At 24.7% G+C, this 16,648-nt stretch carries 11 protein-coding genes; 4 read left to right on the top strand and 7 right to left on the bottom strand.

The annotated features are described in order from the left end of the window. Nucleotides 1-457 precede the first annotated feature (457 nt). The 4 genes from MBORA_RS01535 to MBORA_RS11420 all read left to right on the top strand — a co-directional run bounded on the left by MBORA_RS01535 (nt 458) and on the right by MBORA_RS11420 (nt 5,667). Nucleotides 458-3,937 (top strand): right-handed parallel beta-helix repeat-containing protein, encoded by a 3,480-nt coding sequence (locus MBORA_RS01535; protein ID WP_042693738.1) that lies wholly within the window; start codon nt 458-460, stop codon nt 3,935-3,937. 421 nt (nt 3,938-4,358) lie between these two features. Continuing rightward, nucleotides 4,359-4,847 carry a helix-turn-helix domain-containing protein gene (locus MBORA_RS01530; protein WP_042693740.1) on the top strand — a complete coding sequence of 163 codons (489 nt, stop codon included), beginning with the start codon at nt 4,359-4,361 and terminating at the stop codon, nt 4,845-4,847. 223 nt (nt 4,848-5,070) lie between these two features. Next, nucleotides 5,071-5,316, top strand: a complete 246-nt coding sequence (locus MBORA_RS01525) for a hypothetical protein (RefSeq protein WP_063720135.1) — start codon at nt 5,071-5,073, stop codon at nt 5,314-5,316. Nucleotides 5,317-5,388: 72 nt separating this feature from the next. Beyond that, entirely contained in the window at nt 5,389-5,667 is a 279-nt protein-coding gene (locus tag MBORA_RS11420; RefSeq protein ID WP_082853371.1) for a transposase, read from the top strand. Between the two features lie 112 nt (nt 5,668-5,779). On the opposite strand, the gene MBORA_RS11415 is transcribed toward MBORA_RS11420, so the two are convergent. The 7 genes from MBORA_RS11415 to MBORA_RS01500 form a co-directional block, all read right to left on the bottom strand. Next, the gene (locus MBORA_RS11415; RefSeq protein WP_220607763.1) at nt 5,780-6,013 is read right to left on the bottom strand and encodes a hypothetical protein; all 234 of its coding nucleotides are present in this window, start codon (nt 6,011-6,013) and stop codon (nt 5,780-5,782) included. Nucleotides 6,014-6,067: 54 nt separating this feature from the next. Beyond that, a complete protein-coding gene (locus MBORA_RS11055) occupies nt 6,068-6,280 on the bottom strand; it encodes a hypothetical protein (RefSeq protein ID WP_232817564.1) in 213 nt (70 codons plus the stop codon). 86 nt (nt 6,281-6,366) lie between these two features. Beyond that, a complete protein-coding gene (locus MBORA_RS11050; protein ID WP_231475891.1) occupies nt 6,367-6,615 on the bottom strand; it encodes a hypothetical protein in 249 nt (82 codons plus the stop codon). A gap of 213 nt (nt 6,616-6,828) precedes the next feature. Next, nucleotides 6,829-7,119: a hypothetical protein gene (locus tag MBORA_RS01510; protein ID WP_052331826.1), complete on the bottom strand. Its 291-nt coding sequence runs from the start codon at nt 7,117-7,119 to the stop codon at nt 6,829-6,831. 159 nt (nt 7,120-7,278) lie between these two features. Beyond that, nucleotides 7,279-9,858, bottom strand: coding sequence for a right-handed parallel beta-helix repeat-containing protein (locus tag MBORA_RS01505; protein WP_042693746.1), 2,580 nt, complete (start codon nt 9,856-9,858; stop codon nt 7,279-7,281). A gap of 1,292 nt (nt 9,859-11,150) precedes the next feature. Beyond that, the gene (locus tag MBORA_RS10775; protein ID WP_187115421.1) at nt 11,151-11,372 is read right to left on the bottom strand and encodes a hypothetical protein; all 222 of its coding nucleotides are present in this window, start codon (nt 11,370-11,372) and stop codon (nt 11,151-11,153) included. A gap of 1,256 nt (nt 11,373-12,628) precedes the next feature. Further along, on the bottom strand, nt 12,629-16,126 hold the full coding sequence (locus MBORA_RS01500) for a right-handed parallel beta-helix repeat-containing protein (RefSeq protein ID WP_063720133.1): 3,498 nt from the start codon (nt 16,124-16,126) through the stop codon (nt 12,629-12,631). Nucleotides 16,127-16,648: the final 522 nt, after the last annotated feature.

Here is a 16,648-nt window from a genome sequence, read left to right as displayed (position 1 = left end):
ATCATAAATAACTATAATATAATAAAAATATAATTTACTAATATTTAATATTAACTATTAATAATACTTAAAATTAAACATAAAATAATTTAAACAAATATAAAAACTATTAAAATAAACACGTCCAATTACAAGCAAATTAAAGGAATTTAAAACAAAAAAAATAATCAAAAAATGAAAAATCAATAAAAAAAATCAAAAACCCATAAAACAAAGTAAAAAATAAAAAATAAATCATATAAACTAATACAATATCAAATAAAAGATTTAAATAAGAAAAATAAGAAAATAAAATAATATAATTAAAAATTAAAAAATAAATTTCCTAAATTAACTGGATTGTAATATTAGAAACATTTATGTATTTAGTTGTTTATAAACCTATTTAATTATATTTTTTTAAATTTTATTTTAATAAAATATAATTGAAAATAATTATTTAAATCAGGAGTTAATTATGAAAAATTCTAAATTGATTTATTGTTTAGCATTTATGTTAATGTTTATAAGTATTGGTGGAGTCTCTGCTATTGATGATGGTGATGTTGCTATTTCCGATGTAGGTTCTTCCGATGATGTTTTAAATGATCAAACAATTGCTGCAAGTGAGCAATCTTTTGAAAATGATGCGCTTGCTTCTGGTGATCGTGATAATACTGCTCAAACTTGGGTAATTGATAATGATAATTATGCTAATTATTTCGTTGCTGATAATGAAAGTGAAGATGATATAGCTGGAACAATCAGAGATGATGCCCCTATTAAAGATGGAGATATTTTAAAATTATCTAACTTAGAAGGTAAAGTATTTAATATTAATAAATCTTTAACCATTACTTCTAACTCTTCTGCTGATGTTCTTCATAATTGTATGATTAAATTATACAAAGGTGCAGATAATAGTATTATTTATGGTTTGAATATAACTGTAGATACAGATGCTAAGAATTATACTGGTGCAGATAATTTGCCATTATGGCCAATTTTAGCAATTCAAGTTTCTAATATTACAATTAAAGATAATTATATACGCAATAATGCAACTAATTCACATGCTTTAGGTTTAGGTGATGTATTTCATTCCACTATATATAATAATACATTGATTTCTGGATCACATCCATTTTATCTTTTAGGTTGTGATAATTTAATTAGTCATAATTATATCAATGCAGGAACAGTTCCCGGAGTTAATGGTATTCCCTATGTATTTTACATTACTCGTATATTAGGACATTCTATGGCAACATGGTATAGAAATCCTCAAAATGGAACCATAAGTAATAATATTATTGAATATAATACTATTGATGGTTCTGGTTCTGGATGGTTAGTTTATGGTAATGGATTAAGTGCAACTAGTACTTCTAACAATACATTTAGATATAATAATATTATTAATGGTAATATAGCATTCCAAGTTCAAAATGCTATAAATTATAAAGTATATGGCAATAATATAACCAACGTTTCTAATGGTATTAATGCAATTCAAAACACTATAGATTGGGAAGTATATAATAACTATATTAATGCTAAATTTATTGGAATTATAGTAGATTTTGAAGATAAAGTTTATAATAATACTATCATTGTAAATAGTTCATCTACTGCTACAGGTATTCAATTTAACAATGCTAAAGTCAACGGTACTTTTATCTCCAATAACAATATTACCTTAATCGGCGTTGATTCTAAGGGTATTGATATGTCTGCTGCTAAGGATATTAATGGCATTACAATTGAAGGTAATAATATTAATGTTTTAGCTATAAAAGGCTCTTCAATAGGTATTTTTGGAGGTAAAGATGCTCAAAATAATAAAATGACATACAATAATTTGAAAATTACTAATAATAATATTAATGTTAAATCTGAAAATATATCTGCTAATACAGTAGGTATTGAATTGCATCCTGTTAACAACTCTGTCATATCCAATAATATAATTGATGCTAAAAATGGATTAGGAATTTATGCTTATTCTGGTACTTCAAATTCTGGTAAAACACCACTTACAAATTTAACTATAAGTTCCAACAAGATTAATGGAAGATTTGGTATTAAAATTGGTAATTCATATAAAAATACTAAATCGAACAATATAACTGGAGTTAGTATTTTTGATAATATTATCAATTCTACTGCAGTTGCTATTGATATTTCATCAATTGATAAAATTTCAAATACTAGTATTTTAAAAAATGATATTATTGTTAATGCTATAAATGATTCTAATGCTTATGCCATATTCTCAAAAACAGTGCAAAATTTAATTATTAATGAAAATACTATTAAATTCACTGCTAATACTAATGGTACAGTTACTCAATATGCTATAAGTTTATCTGAAATTGAAAATCTTATCTTTAAGGACAATAAACTTGATGCAAATCTCAAATCTTTACTTGTTCACTATGACCCTATTACTTTGGCATCTAATTACACTAATTTAGGTTTGTATCTTGTAGATTCTAATAATATTGTAATTAAAGGTAATAAATTTAATGTTGTTGATACTGTACAAGGCGAGGGTTCTGATAATCTTTGTAATATTTATTTAAAAGATAATACTAATGTTTCATTTAATAGCAATGATGTTTCTATTTTAGCTTCTGCTAATGCTTATGTTATGAAAGTTGAAGGATATAAAGGTCATTTTAATTTAATGATTAATAATAATAAAATAACTGGCCGTTCTAATTCTATTTATGGTATAGGACTTTATGGTTGTAAAGATGTAACTCTTTTAACTAATAAAATTAATCTTGAAGGTAATTATACAATTGGTATTGCAACTAGTTCTGATTTAACTGAAATTATATGTAACGAAATTGTTACTAAAGGTTTAGCTCTTGGTAATGCTACATCTGGAGAGGAATTTATTTCTGATAACATAGGAATATATGCTAATGCTCATGCTAACAGAGTTTTTATTTCATGTAATAATATTGATTCTTCTAAATATGGTATTTTATCTGATTCTAAAGAAGCAAATATTATTGAAAATGTAATTAATATTGTTGGTATTCCAGGCAAAGACGCTATTGGCGTTAAAACTTCCACTAAAACCAATTTTATCGGTAATACCATTGTTGCTAAATGTAAACAAAATTGTTGTGAACTTGGCTTACCAATCAACACTATTACAGGTATTCTAGCTACTAATAATGCTAAAATCATTGCATTTAATAATAAAATCAATACTAATGGTAATTATACTATTAATTTAACTGAATCTTGTAAAGAGGGATTTTCTCAAAATACTATTTATAATAATAATTTAATTGCTAATAAATTAGTTGGTGATGATAGTGTCACATTTGATAAAGGATGTGAAGCTAATAACCTTATCTCTAATAATACCCCACTCATTGTTGTGATTACTGCAAGTAATGTTGTTAAAACTTATGGAAATGCTAATAAATTAGTTGCTACTATTAAAGACAATAAAGGCAATGCTATTGTAAATCAAAAGGTAACTATTACCATTGGCAAATCTACTTACACTGTAACTACAAATAATAATGGAATAATTTCTTTAGCTATTAAACAAGCTGTAGGCACTTATACAGCTTATATTAAAGTTAGTGGAGAAAAATATGTTACTGCAACTAAAAAAGTTTCTATTAAAGTAAATAAAGTTTATACTTCTGTGAAAGCTAATAAAGTTGCTGCAAAAGTTAAAAAAGCTAAATACTTCCAAGTTTTTATTAAAAATAAAGTAACTAAGAAGGTTATTAGTAAATTATCTATTATTATTAAAGTTTCTAATGGTAAAAAATACAAAACTTACAAAGTAAAAACTAATAGTAAAGGAATAGCTAAAATTAGCACTAAAGGTCTTACAAAAGGTGCCCATAAAGTAATTATTTCTTCTGCTAATAAAAATTACCATGTAAGTAAAATTGGAAAGCTTATAGTGATCAAAAAATAATTTAATTTGGGAGGATATTATAATCAACTAATTTTTATTCTTTATTTTTCCCATTTTTATTTTTTTATTAGGTTTAACAAATCTCATCTATTCTGCTAAATCCATAATTTATTGCCATATAAAGGATTAATTTGTTTAAATATTTTAATTTTGTGTTTGAACTTTTAAAAAAGAATTTTTTGATTGTATTGTAAATATGATAGCATTATAAGTTAAAAATTTAGTCATTTTATCAAAAACTTATAAAATTTAATTATCTTAATAAAATGTCTTTTTAAGTAAGTTTTTATAATATAAATAGTTAATAATTTTTATTGATTTTAGAGAGATATTTTCTATGTATTCTTGTGATTATAGTAACTCATCCATATTATAGTATATTACGAAAATTTTATCCCTAATGAGTGACAAATATTTAATCATGGAAACTATAGATAAACTCGAAGAACAAGGAATCGCAGAACTTGATAAATATTTAAAAGAATATAGGCAAGCACACAATATTTATATGAGATTATTAGCAGTTAGAATGGTTAAATTGGGTGAAACTAGAACTACAGTTGGGGAATTCATTCGTAAGGATAGAAAAACAGTAGGAAATTGGGTTAAAGATTATGATGAATATGGAATCGAAGGTTTAATACCAGATTACTCAAATTGCGGTACAAAATCCAAATTAACTAATGATCAGTTAATTGAATTAAAAATACTCTTAAGTGATCCCGATAAACATTACACCATTATTGGTGCACAAGAACTAATTAAAGAGAGATTTGGAGTCAAATATTCTTATAAACAAGTTTGGGAAATTACAAGAAAGAAATTAGGGTTTAATTATTGTAAACCGTTCCTTATTTACAATGAAGCTCCAGCAGATGCCGAAGAAATACTTTTAAAAAAACGTTCGTAATTGATTTTGAAATTGAAGATGTTATTGTCCTTGATGAATCTAGATGTCAAAATACAACTAACACAACCAGGAGATTATGTAATCCGACAATTAATGGTGTTAAAGATAAAAATAGGTTTAAAAAAAGTGGTGAGCGATATGGGGTTAATGGAGTTGGTTTTCAAGGAATTAATTGTGAATCTGCAATATTTTTCAACCCAAAAAAAATAATGCTAATAATTTTGTGTTAACTATCTGTAAATATTTAATTTCCAGAACAGAAAATCCAAAAGCACTAAAAATAATCTCTGAGATCATATCAAGTTCAAAATTAGAAATTGATAATGTAAAACTTGAATTATTGGAAAAATGCATGGATGAAAAAGAATACAAACAAATGTTTGATGATGAGCAAAAGATTATCCCAAAAAAAAATTCAAATCCAAATGCAAAAAATACCATATTAACTACTACAAAATCAATCAAATAATAAAAAAACACCTGCAAAAGATGTTAATCAACAAAAAATTAAGTTTACTCATGAAAGAAGAAAAATCATTGAATATTTTTTTTAGATAATGCAAAGATCCACAAAGCGAAAATTGTTGAAGAAGCATGTGAAATTTTATCAGTAAACCTTGTTTATTTACCTCCATATTGTCCGTTTTTAAACCCTATAGAAGACATATGGAAAGATATAAAGAGAGAAATATATAACACCGATCATAAATCATTGGATGAATTAATTAAACTTTTTGAGTCAAAATTTTATGAAAAAATAGATAAGATTTCATATTTTGAAAATTGGGTGATGAAATTCTTTGGGGTAAACATTTCGTAAAATACTATAATTAAAAGTTAATTCAAGCAAATTAAATAGGATATTCTTTTTAAACAATTAGAAGAATTATTTAAACAAAAATAGATATTAACTTGGCATGATTTTTATAAGATTAAATTTTAAAAAAAGAGGGCGACTCAAAATTAATTATTTTTTTAAAATTTTTTGGCATTAATTTTATTATTTTCAGGTATTTTGTTTGTTTTGTTGGGGGTATGAGTTCTTTTTGTATTGTTTCGTTGTATATTCTTTTTAAATTGTGTGATATTGCGAGTAATTTTGCTTCTGTTTGTGTTCTTTTTAGTCCAGTTGTGTTGAATTCTGTTACTTTTAGATTTTGTTTTATATTTCCAAATGGCTATTCTGCTGTTTTTGATCGTTTTTTATAGATTTCTTGTGCCTATGGTGTTTCCATTTTTCTGAGCATTTTTATTTTATTTGGATTTTCATAATCTGTTATTACTCTTGAATAATTATTTCCACAACATTCTTGGTGTTTTTTGCATGTTTTTGCAGTTTTTTGTCCAGTATGCGATTCGTGTGTTCTTTTTGTAGCTTTTTTTTGGTTTTCTAGTATTTGACCCATTGGGCAGATATAGGTGTTTTTTTTCATGATCGAAGATAAATTTGTCTTTTTTGAATGGTTTATCTTTTTTGTTGATTTTTTTGAGTTTTTTTGAGAGTTTTCTGGTGGATATGTTATCCATCAAGATGATTTTCTGATAGATAGTTTATGTTTTCGTTTGTTGAGTAGTCGTTGTTGGGTGAAATTTGTGTATTTGGTGTTAAATTACCAAAGGTTTCTTTTATTTGTTCTATTTGTGGAATTAGTTCGAATACGTCTGTTGGATTTTGTGTTAGTGATGATGAGACTATTATTCCTTTGTATTCGTCTATTCCGATTTGTAAATTGTAATTGAATTCCCATTTGCTTTTTTTGTTTAGCATTCATCGTGATTCGGGGTCTTTTATGCTGATTGCATCGTTTTTTTTTTTTTGTCTTTTTTAGTTCTGAATCGATTTTTTCGACTTTCTGCAAAACTTTTTTGGCAGATTTTTTTATCTTTTTTTGCTTGGTCAAGGAGCTTTTTACTGCTTCTTCGTAGTTTGAATTCGTTTCTATTTCCTTTTGTGGTTTTGGTTACTTTTTTGTAGATTTCTTCAAAGGATTTTTTTGTCAATTAATTCTTTTGGTACAGAATTTCCTGATTCGTCTCCGAGAAGTTCATCTTCTTCTTCATCGAGTTCAATACTCTTTTTTAAGATGTCTTTAAGTAAATCTATTTGTTCTTGATTGGTTAAATTATTTATGGATGCTTTGGCTTTGATTTTTATTCCATCTATTGCTATGTGTTTGAGTTTTACTAAATCTAGATGATCTTTTGGAATCAAATCTTTCAAGTCCAAAGGAACCAATAATTGCTGATCAATTTTATCCTCTCTCAAAACCATAAGAAACACAACCAAAAAGTTAATTAACTCTAATAATAAATTGTACTTCCTAATATATAAAATTAAAAGATAATAAAATAAGAAAAAAATTTAAACACAAAAATTATGAGTCAGCCTCAAAAATAAAGAAAAGAATAGATAATAAATAATAATCAAATATTAAATATCTTTTCTACCTCTATAACATCCATAAATTAACAATATAGCTAAAACAATAATCAAAATAGCAAATAGATTCATATTAGAATTAATTGAAGTAGCTGGTTTTTTTTCGGATAAATCATAAGCAATTGATCGAGAAAGTTCTTCAGAACTTATTTCCTTAGCAGAATCAGTAGTTGGTTGAGAACTAACTTCAATACTTTGATCTTTATCAAGCTCATGAGATTTACCAACATCTGAAGAACTATTAGTAATAGAACTATTAGAATTTAATGTTCCAACAGAAGAAATAAAAGAACCATCAGAACTTCCATCACTAGAACCATTTATATTATCAATAATATCAGTTATATCATTAATAATATCAGTTATATCATCAACAATGTCATTAATCATCTCTTCTATATGCTTTGGTTCAGTATTACCAGAATCAATAGGGTCGGAGTCATCATCTAAATTAACATTATTCTCAGTAGCATTACGATAATAAATAAAATCATCCTTAGTTCTTTTATGAAGGTCTACAAGATTCTCAACAGAAGAATTATTTACACTACCATCATCATTTACCAGAGTATTATCATAAATAACATTATTCAAATAATATTCAATTTGACCTCTTTGTTTAATAATTTTATGTAGATTATTCGAAATAGTGAATTTATTATTTATAGCATTAATCTTACCATATTTTGTATAGATAGAACTTTCATCTTTATAAATAGAATTAATAACAAAATCATTATTTGTTATCTTCATATCCCCATAAATTGAGTAAATATCTCCACCACCCTCAGAAGTAACATGATTGCCTATGAAAGTATTAGAATCAATTGTTAAATCTCCCCTACATAAAAGACCAATAGCTCCTGCAACAACACCAGTGTTATTGACAAATGTATTGCCTTTAATAAGAGTGTTACGAGAACCTATATCAACAGCACCATGATATCCATGATTATTCTCAAAATAATTATCTAAAATATTTAAATCCCTACCTGCATAAGTTTGAATAGCATTTTGTCTTTGATTAGTGAATTTATTATTTGAAATTTTAGCTCCACCAGAACAATATAAATAAATACCCATATCATTACCATTAAACTTATTATTTGAGATTTTAATATTAGTATTTCCTGCATCTGATCCTCCTTTAAAAGTAGGATTATAAATATAAATAGCAGCATTATTAAAAGAATATACACTACCACTTGTATCATAATTATTAAGAAAAGTATTATTTTCAAAAGTTACATTACAAGCATTAGCATATACAGTTCCCTGAGCTTGATTTTTAGAATCATTATTATTTAAGAAAGTATTACCAATATAAAGATTATTTTCACCATTATCATATATTGAAGAACCCATAAACATTGCTTTATTATTATCAAAAGTGTTATTTTCAAATATAGCATAATTAGCATCATTTTTCACAACACCATTAGCAGAACTACAATTTGTGAAAGTATTATTTAAAAGATAAAAACTTTTACCTGAAGCAATACTAATAGCACCACCATAACATCTATTACCATAGATATTAATTTGATTGCTAGAATATCTACAATGAGCAGTATCCTTATCAAAATGACAATTTTCTACTTTAGCACCTGCAACAGTATAAATAGCACCACCTTCAGCAATATTTAAACAAACTTCACCAGAACCAGCATCAGTTCTAACTTCAACATAATTACCTATAAAGTCACAACCATAGACATAAAATCCTTTTCCATAATTAGAAATAGCACCACCATAAATTGGATCATTTTTAACTTTACTAGTTTCTTTCGCATAATTACCCTCAAATAGAGAACAAGAAACAGTGAAATTATTACCAAAATTAGAAATAGCACCACCAGAAACTCCAGTAGTTTTACTCTTAGCACAATTCTTTTTAAAAATAGAATTATTAACTAAACTATTATCAGCTGAGCAGTATATAGTTCCTCCGTATGCTATTGCTCTATTATAATAGAATCTAGAATTGTTTAATATTAATTTGCCTTTAGAATAAATGGCTCCTCCATTATTAGCAGTACAATAGTTAAATTCACATCTTTGAATAATTAAAATACCTTCTGAATATATAGCCCCACCATTAGAATTATCTAAATTAGAAACATCAGCATGTGAAAAAGATAAATTACTAACAGAAAAAGTACATCCTTCTAAAACATTAAAAATCCTATTTTTAGAACCACAATTAATATATGAAAGACCAAAAGAAGTAATTGATAAATTTTTATCTATAAATAAATTACAATTTTTTTCACCAGAAAAAGAACCATTCAAGCATATTACATAACCATTTTCAGATTTGTTAATTGCTTGAGATAAACTTGCATAAGGAGAATCTATAGAACCATTACCACTTTCATCATTACCATAATTTGAGACATACACAATATTATCATTTACAGAAACAACATCTTCCAACGTATCAGAAGATAAAGAGGAATCATCTAAAACTGCTTCATTGACAATATCAATAGAGGCAGAAACCATATTTAATGATCCAATAAGTACAAAAACAACTAAAAGAATCAATGAAAACTTAAAAGATTTTTCCATTATTAATCACCAAAATTTTAATACAATATAAAGTATACTTAATAATTCATAAAGCACATTTATTAAAATAATATATTTTAAGTATAATATAATAGTTTCTAAAAAAATAGAACTCTTTTAAAAAGTTAATTGAATTGAATCAAACTGAAATTTTGGATGTTACATTTTTTTCTTTATTATCAATTTAAAGTCAACCCAGTTAATTTAAGAAATTTATTTTTTAATTTTTAATTATAGTATTTTATTTTCTTATTTTTCTTATTTAAATCTTTTATTTGATATTGTATTGGTTTATATGATTTATTTTTTATTTTTTTTACTTTTTTTTATGGGTTTTTGATTATTTTTTTTATTGATTTTTCATTTTTGATTATTTTTTTTGTTTTAAATTCCTTTAATTTGCTTGTAATTGGATGTGTTTATTTTAATAGTTTTTATATTTGTTTAAATTATTTTATGTTTAATTTTAAGTATTATTAATAGTTAATATTAAATATTAGTAAATTATATTTTTATATGGTTATTTAGAATTTTATGATTGGATTTTTTTGATTTAGGGGGATTGTTTTTGATGATAAATTTCAGGGAATATTTTGTGATGAAACTTGGGAAATAAATTAGGATAAATATGAAAATCGAAAATATATAATTAATGATGGAAAAGCACATTTTGTTCGTAATCCAACCCAGTTAATTTAAGAAATAATTTGAAAAATATTTTTTTTTATTCACATCTTCTTTGTGTTGGTGGGAATTTGTTAGTTGGATCTTATGATTAGTCTATCAGGATTTCGGTTATTTTCTCTATTTTTTTTCTACTAAATATTGATTGTGCGGTGTTTAATATTCTTTTTACGGCGTTTATTCTTTCTTGATAATCGTCAGATTAGTAAGTCAGGCATGTCTAATTTGATTAAAATCCGAATAGTACATTGAGATTGGTTTTGTATTTGTGTTTTAAGTTTTTGTTTTTTGTTTTTCTTGTATTTTTTTTTGGTCCGCGTCGATTTTCATGGCCATTAGGTAATTAAACATTGAATATGTTGGCGTAGAAGTCTCTTGTTGTATGATTTGTTCTGAGTATCCGCTGAAGTTTTCTTATGTGGATTATGTTTTTTAATCTGTCAAAATTGGTTTTCTATTTTCCATCTTTTGTTGTATAGTTCTTTTAAATCCTTGTGTGGTGAATTTTTCGGATGGTAAATTGCTTGCAAGTATTTCTGTGTATTTTTTTCCCTTTTTTTTGGTTTCGAGTTCTATTTCTGTTATTCGTATTTCACCACTTCGTGATTCTAATGCTTTTTTTTCTTGGTTTCTTCATCATGGAAGTTTTGTGTGCGTATTGCATTTATTGTGATGTCTATGGTTTCATCGTTGGTTTTCATGTTTTTTCGTTCATGGTCAAAGTCATCTACTCTTAGTCGTATTATGAAATGGGAATTTATACTCATATGTTTTAGCATTAGTTCAATGGAAGCATATCCTCTGTCGTAGGTTGTGATGGTGTTGGTCATGTTTATTCTTTGATTTAAATATGTCTAAATGTTTTAATGCTAGTTCTATTTCGTTTATTTTTTTTACTATTGGTTATTGTGGATGTTAATAATGAAATCTGTTTGTGTATCTGCTATACATGATAAATCTGATTAATTCCTTTTTTAATCTATTGAGGTGAGGATTATTTAATTCTTTTAGTTGTTTTTCACTGTATCCAATTATTATGGTGCATCGCAGATGCTAGTATCACCTGCCAGTACTGAATATCCTTTATAAAGACCAGGTCTATCCGGATCATTGTAAATTCCATCAATAAAGTCTTCATTCATATCTAACATAGCAAATATGATTAAGCAATTTTCTTCTTTGAAAAATATCGGATTTAATTAAAATCATATTTTTATCCTTCTTATCACTTCTAATAAAAATTTATAGCCTCTACAGCAGTCGTTCGACCACAATCATAGAAAGGATACTTAATTATACTTCCTAAAGTAGTTTTTCGATTACGAACAAAATGTGCTTTTCCATCATCAATTATATATTTTCGATTTTTCATATTTATCCTAATTATATTTCCCAAGTTTCATCACAAAAATATTCCCTGAAATATTTAATCATCAAAAACAACCCACCCCCATAAATCAAAAAAAAATCCAATCATAAAATCATAAATAACATATATAAAAATATAATTTACTAATATCTAATATTAACTATTAATAATACTTAAAATTAAACATAAAATAATTTAAACAAATATAAAAACTATTAAAATAAAAAAATCCAATTAAAAGCAAAATAAAGGAATTTAAAACAAAAAAATAATCAAAAATGAAAAATCAATAAAAAAAAAAAAGTAAAAACCCATAAAAAAAAGTAAAAAAAATAAAAAATAAATCATATAAACTAATACAATATCAAATAAAAGATTTAAATAAGAAAAATAAGAAAATAAAATACTATAATTAAAAATTAAAAAATAAATTTCTTAAATTAACTGGATTGATTTAAAGTAATAAATTTAATATATAAGTGAAGCTAACATATTACAGTAATAAAAACAAATATAAAAGTTTTAGATAGTAGTATTTCTGATAACAATTTAAACTTTCCAATTTGATTCCAGAATTTTCCAAATAGCTTTAAGGATAAATCTGAAATTAATTGTGATTCTATTGATAATTATTTTATAACTTATTAATTTTTAAATTATACATTGTTAAAATTTATTTTAAAAATATAAAATTAAAGATTAATTTTATAATTAAATTTATACAACTTTAAACTTAATATTAGTTTTAGTAGTACCATATGTTGAAGTAGATTTAAATCCTACAACACCACTATAAGATCCTTTTTTAATATTACAAGTTAAAGTAGTAATTCCTTTTGAATTAGTAATTAAATTATAAGTTTTTCCTTTAAATTTGAAATAAACTTTTTGGTCTTTTATAATCTTACCATTATAAGTTTTAAATACTACAATAAGTTTTTTACCTTTTTTAACCTTTTTACTTAAAGCAAATACTTTAGGAGCTACAACCGAAACTTTTATTTTTTTAATTGAAGTTTTATGATAAGTAGCTGAGAATTTAATAGTTGCTTTATAAGTTTTTTTAGAAAGACTAAGAGCTAAACTAACTTTGCCTTTCTTATCTGTAGTTCTCTTATAAGTCTTGCCATTAATTTTGATAGTTATAGATTTACTTGCAACAGCTTTATTATTAGTATCTTTTAAATAAATAACTAATTTTTTACCGTCTCCATAATATTTAACTAAATTGCCCGCAATAATTTTTGTAATTCTTGTTTTTACTTTAACTTTCATGGAGTTATATGAAGATTTATAATTAGAATCCCCCGAAAATTTAAGTGAAACTGAGTAGGTTTTAGGAGGTAAGTTAATAGCTAACGCAACTTTACCATTTTTATCTGTGATTTTCTTATAAGTCTTATCATTAATCCCTATCACAACTTTTTTATCATTAATACCCTTCCCTGTATTATCTTTTAAATAAGCAACCACACCAGAACCATCATTATAAAAAATTACAACATTGCTCGCAATAATACTAGTTGGCATCATATTAACAAAAATCTTTGAGCTTCCACCTGATCCTGTACAATTTTCATCATCATAAAATAAATAATTTATAGAATAACTACCTTTAGGAAGAATTCCAATATTAAAAGTAACTACACCATCAATAGTGATATTTTTATAAGTTTTTCCATTAACTGTAATATGTACTATTTTATCATCTAAAAGAACATTACCCTTACCTTTAAGAGTAGCTTTAATGACAATAGGGACATTATAATATGTATTAATGTCAGATGCAACTAATGAAGTACTCATATAAATGACATCTAATTTTTTATTTAATACTTGAGAAGGTTTATAAATATCATTTCCATCATGAATAACAGAAAATGTATAATTATCTATAGAGATAGCTTCTTCAAATAAAGCAATCCCATGATTATTAGTAAATAAAGAATATAACCTATCTTGACCTTTTGAATCAGTTAAATAAATTCTAATTTTTTTATTAGGGATAAAATTACCTTCAAAATCGATTAATTTAATTACTAACATAGGATTTTGATTAATAAAAGATATAGTATCTTTTACCACTAAATTAGAGATAAGACCGTCATTATCATATATAATACTATTATTTTTACAATTATTTGAATAAGATACACTCTCATCTCCTTTTAAATTAGCTAATAAATAATTATTAGAAATATTATTCTTAACAAAATCACTTGAGAAATCTCCACTATTAGTTAAATCAATAGTATAATCTCCTGTAACATTAATTAAATTATTATTTACAATTACTTTGCTTCCATAATCCACAACAATAGCTAAATTATTTGATTGAATTTTATTAGATAAAATAGTAGTAATAGATTTAGAAACAATTATTGTAGGATTTGAGGAAGAAGATACAATTAAATTTCTAATTAATGAAACATTATTCACATTATTGAAATAAATAGTAGAATTATATTCAACATCGAAATTAATATTCTCAATTATTATATTATTTGAAGTAATATTAAATTGAATATTTTTTATATTAGCATCATTTCCTAAAATATAAATAGGTTTATTAATATTAATAGAATTAATATTTAAATCGTCACTATCAAAACGTCCTTTAAATACTAAAATATCTATATCCTCACAGTTTAAATTACCATTATTATCAAAATAACGAAAGAAGGTATTTTTAGTCACGACAAAAATTTTTTTATAAGTATTATTTTCACATATGAGAGAATTTTTATTTAAAACATCACTTAAATCCATAAATAGATCATTAAAAGTTAAAATATTATTATTTATAATAAAAACATTTGTTGGATATTTGGAATTAGATTGTTTTTTAATTTGAATTCCCATACCAGACTCAGAAGTAATAACATTATACATGATACGTAAATTATTCATATATCCTAAAGTATAAACACCATTGCCAGATTCAGTGTTAATAATATTATCATAAATATTAACATTACAAGAAGAAGCACCTATATGGATACCTCTACTTGAAGCAATTACTGTAATTTTATTGCCATAAATCTCATTATTAGGGCCTGCATAAATTGCAGACCCTCCTGAACCTCCAAAAGTATACATTTTAGAATTATAAATAGTATTATTAGCAATTAAAGACCCTAAAGATCCAACAATTGCATAATCTCCACCTAAAGTACCATCATTTCCTTCATTGTAACCACCAGTAATATTAAATATAATATTACCTACAATTTCATTACCTTCACCATCAGTAGAAATTCCTCTAAAAACATTATAGATTGTATTATTTAATGCTTTATTATAAGACCCAAACATTTGAATACCATATGTCCAAGAGGAAGGATTTGACAATCCTGTTTTTGTACTTTTTGATGAACTTCTAATAGTATTATTAAAAATTATATTATAATTAGAAGGACCACATCCATATGATGATAAATAAATGGGATTAGACTCTTTTACTGTGACATTATTATTTGCAATATAATTATAATGAGATTCTCCTAAAAGAATACATGAACGAGTCCAAGAAGCATTAAAACCACTTGTAGATTGATACCAAGTTTCAAAAATATTATTTGTAACTCTTGTATGATTTGAAGCAAGCAAACGAACTGGATTTCCACTTGCACTTTCAGTATAAATAACATTGTTTGTAATCTCAATATATGCAGAATTTGTAGCAATCACTCCATTAAATCCTGAAGCAATAGTATTATTAATTCTTAAATTTGAAACTTTTGCCCATTTAGACTCAGAAGCTATTACTTTATCAAATTGAATAGTACAATCTTTAAGGTACGCATCACAAGATGTACTTATAACAGTTACCGGGATAGTGAAAATCATTACTTCAACATTATGAAAATTCCCAGATAAGTCAAGAGTATCATAAGGAGAAACTTTAGTAGTATCCACATATCCCTCTTCATTAAAATATTTATTAAAATCAGATTCTGTTAATTTAATAACTTTTCCACTAGTTTCTGAATTATTAATTGAATCATTTAAATTAGTTTCAATATCAGAAATACCAATACCCTCTTCAGAAGATTCTTCTTGATAATCTGAACTAGCTAGACTTAAATAATTATTATCAACATGATTAGAAGTTTGAATATCACTAACTAAATCCATATCTGTAGCATTAACTCCCCCTATACTTATAATCATTAAGATAAATGTTAAAATTAAAATTTTATTTAAATATTCCATTTTACCACACAAATAATTTAAATATTAATATATACTTTTAAAAAATTCAAATATAATTATATTTTAAAATTCAAATATAGTTATATTTTACTAAATAATTATTAATAAAGTTGAGTGTTGACAGAGTAGGCTCTTTCAAAACTGTGTGATTTTTTTTAGTTTTTTATGTTCCGCATGTTTCTAATTTTAGCATGAAATTCTTTAAAGTATATTTTTTAGATTTAGAACTTGTATAAACAAGAATCCTATTTTTAAAATCTATTTATCACATTTTCTAACATTAATAATTATCCTCAATTATTTTCGCAACAGGAAAAATCATCATTTGATAGAATTAGAAAACCCCAGAACAAAATCAAAAGTTTTAAATTATTTAGACTCCATACAATAATATGAAGCTTCTATTTTTAATTTAAACATGTGAATTATATTATTTTCATTCAATATATTAATTTATTCCTTTAAAAACTAAAATAAGAAAAAAATTTCATGACTCAAAAACTATGAAAAATTCAAATCACA

Origin of the sequence: Methanobrevibacter oralis (assembly GCF_001639275.1) — an archaeon.
Classification (GTDB): Archaea; Methanobacteriota; Methanobacteria; order Methanobacteriales; family Methanobacteriaceae; genus Methanocatella; species Methanocatella oralis.
This window is presented reverse-complemented; position numbering and strand designations above follow the sequence as displayed.

Coding starts and splice junctions, on each gene's coding strand:
- MBORA_RS01535 (WP_042693738.1), top strand. CDS start 458: ATGAAAAATTCTAAATTGATTTATTGTTTAGCATTTATGTTAATGTTT.
- MBORA_RS10775 (WP_187115421.1), bottom strand. CDS start 11,372: ATGACCAACACCATCACAACCTACGACAGAGGATATGCTTCCATTGAA.
- MBORA_RS11055 (WP_232817564.1), bottom strand. CDS start 6,280: ATGAAAAAAAACACCTATATCTGCCCAATGGGTCAAATACTAGAAAAC.
- MBORA_RS01505 (WP_042693746.1), bottom strand. CDS start 9,858: ATGGAAAAATCTTTTAAGTTTTCATTGATTCTTTTAGTTGTTTTTGTA.
- MBORA_RS01530 (WP_042693740.1), top strand. CDS start 4,359: ATGGAAACTATAGATAAACTCGAAGAACAAGGAATCGCAGAACTTGAT.
- MBORA_RS01510 (WP_052331826.1), bottom strand. CDS start 7,119: ATGGTTTTGAGAGAGGATAAAATTGATCAGCAATTATTGGTTCCTTTG.
- MBORA_RS11050 (WP_231475891.1), bottom strand. CDS start 6,615: ATGCTAAACAAAAAAAGCAAATGGGAATTCAATTACAATTTACAAATC.
- MBORA_RS01500 (WP_063720133.1), bottom strand. CDS start 16,126: ATGGAATATTTAAATAAAATTTTAATTTTAACATTTATCTTAATGATT.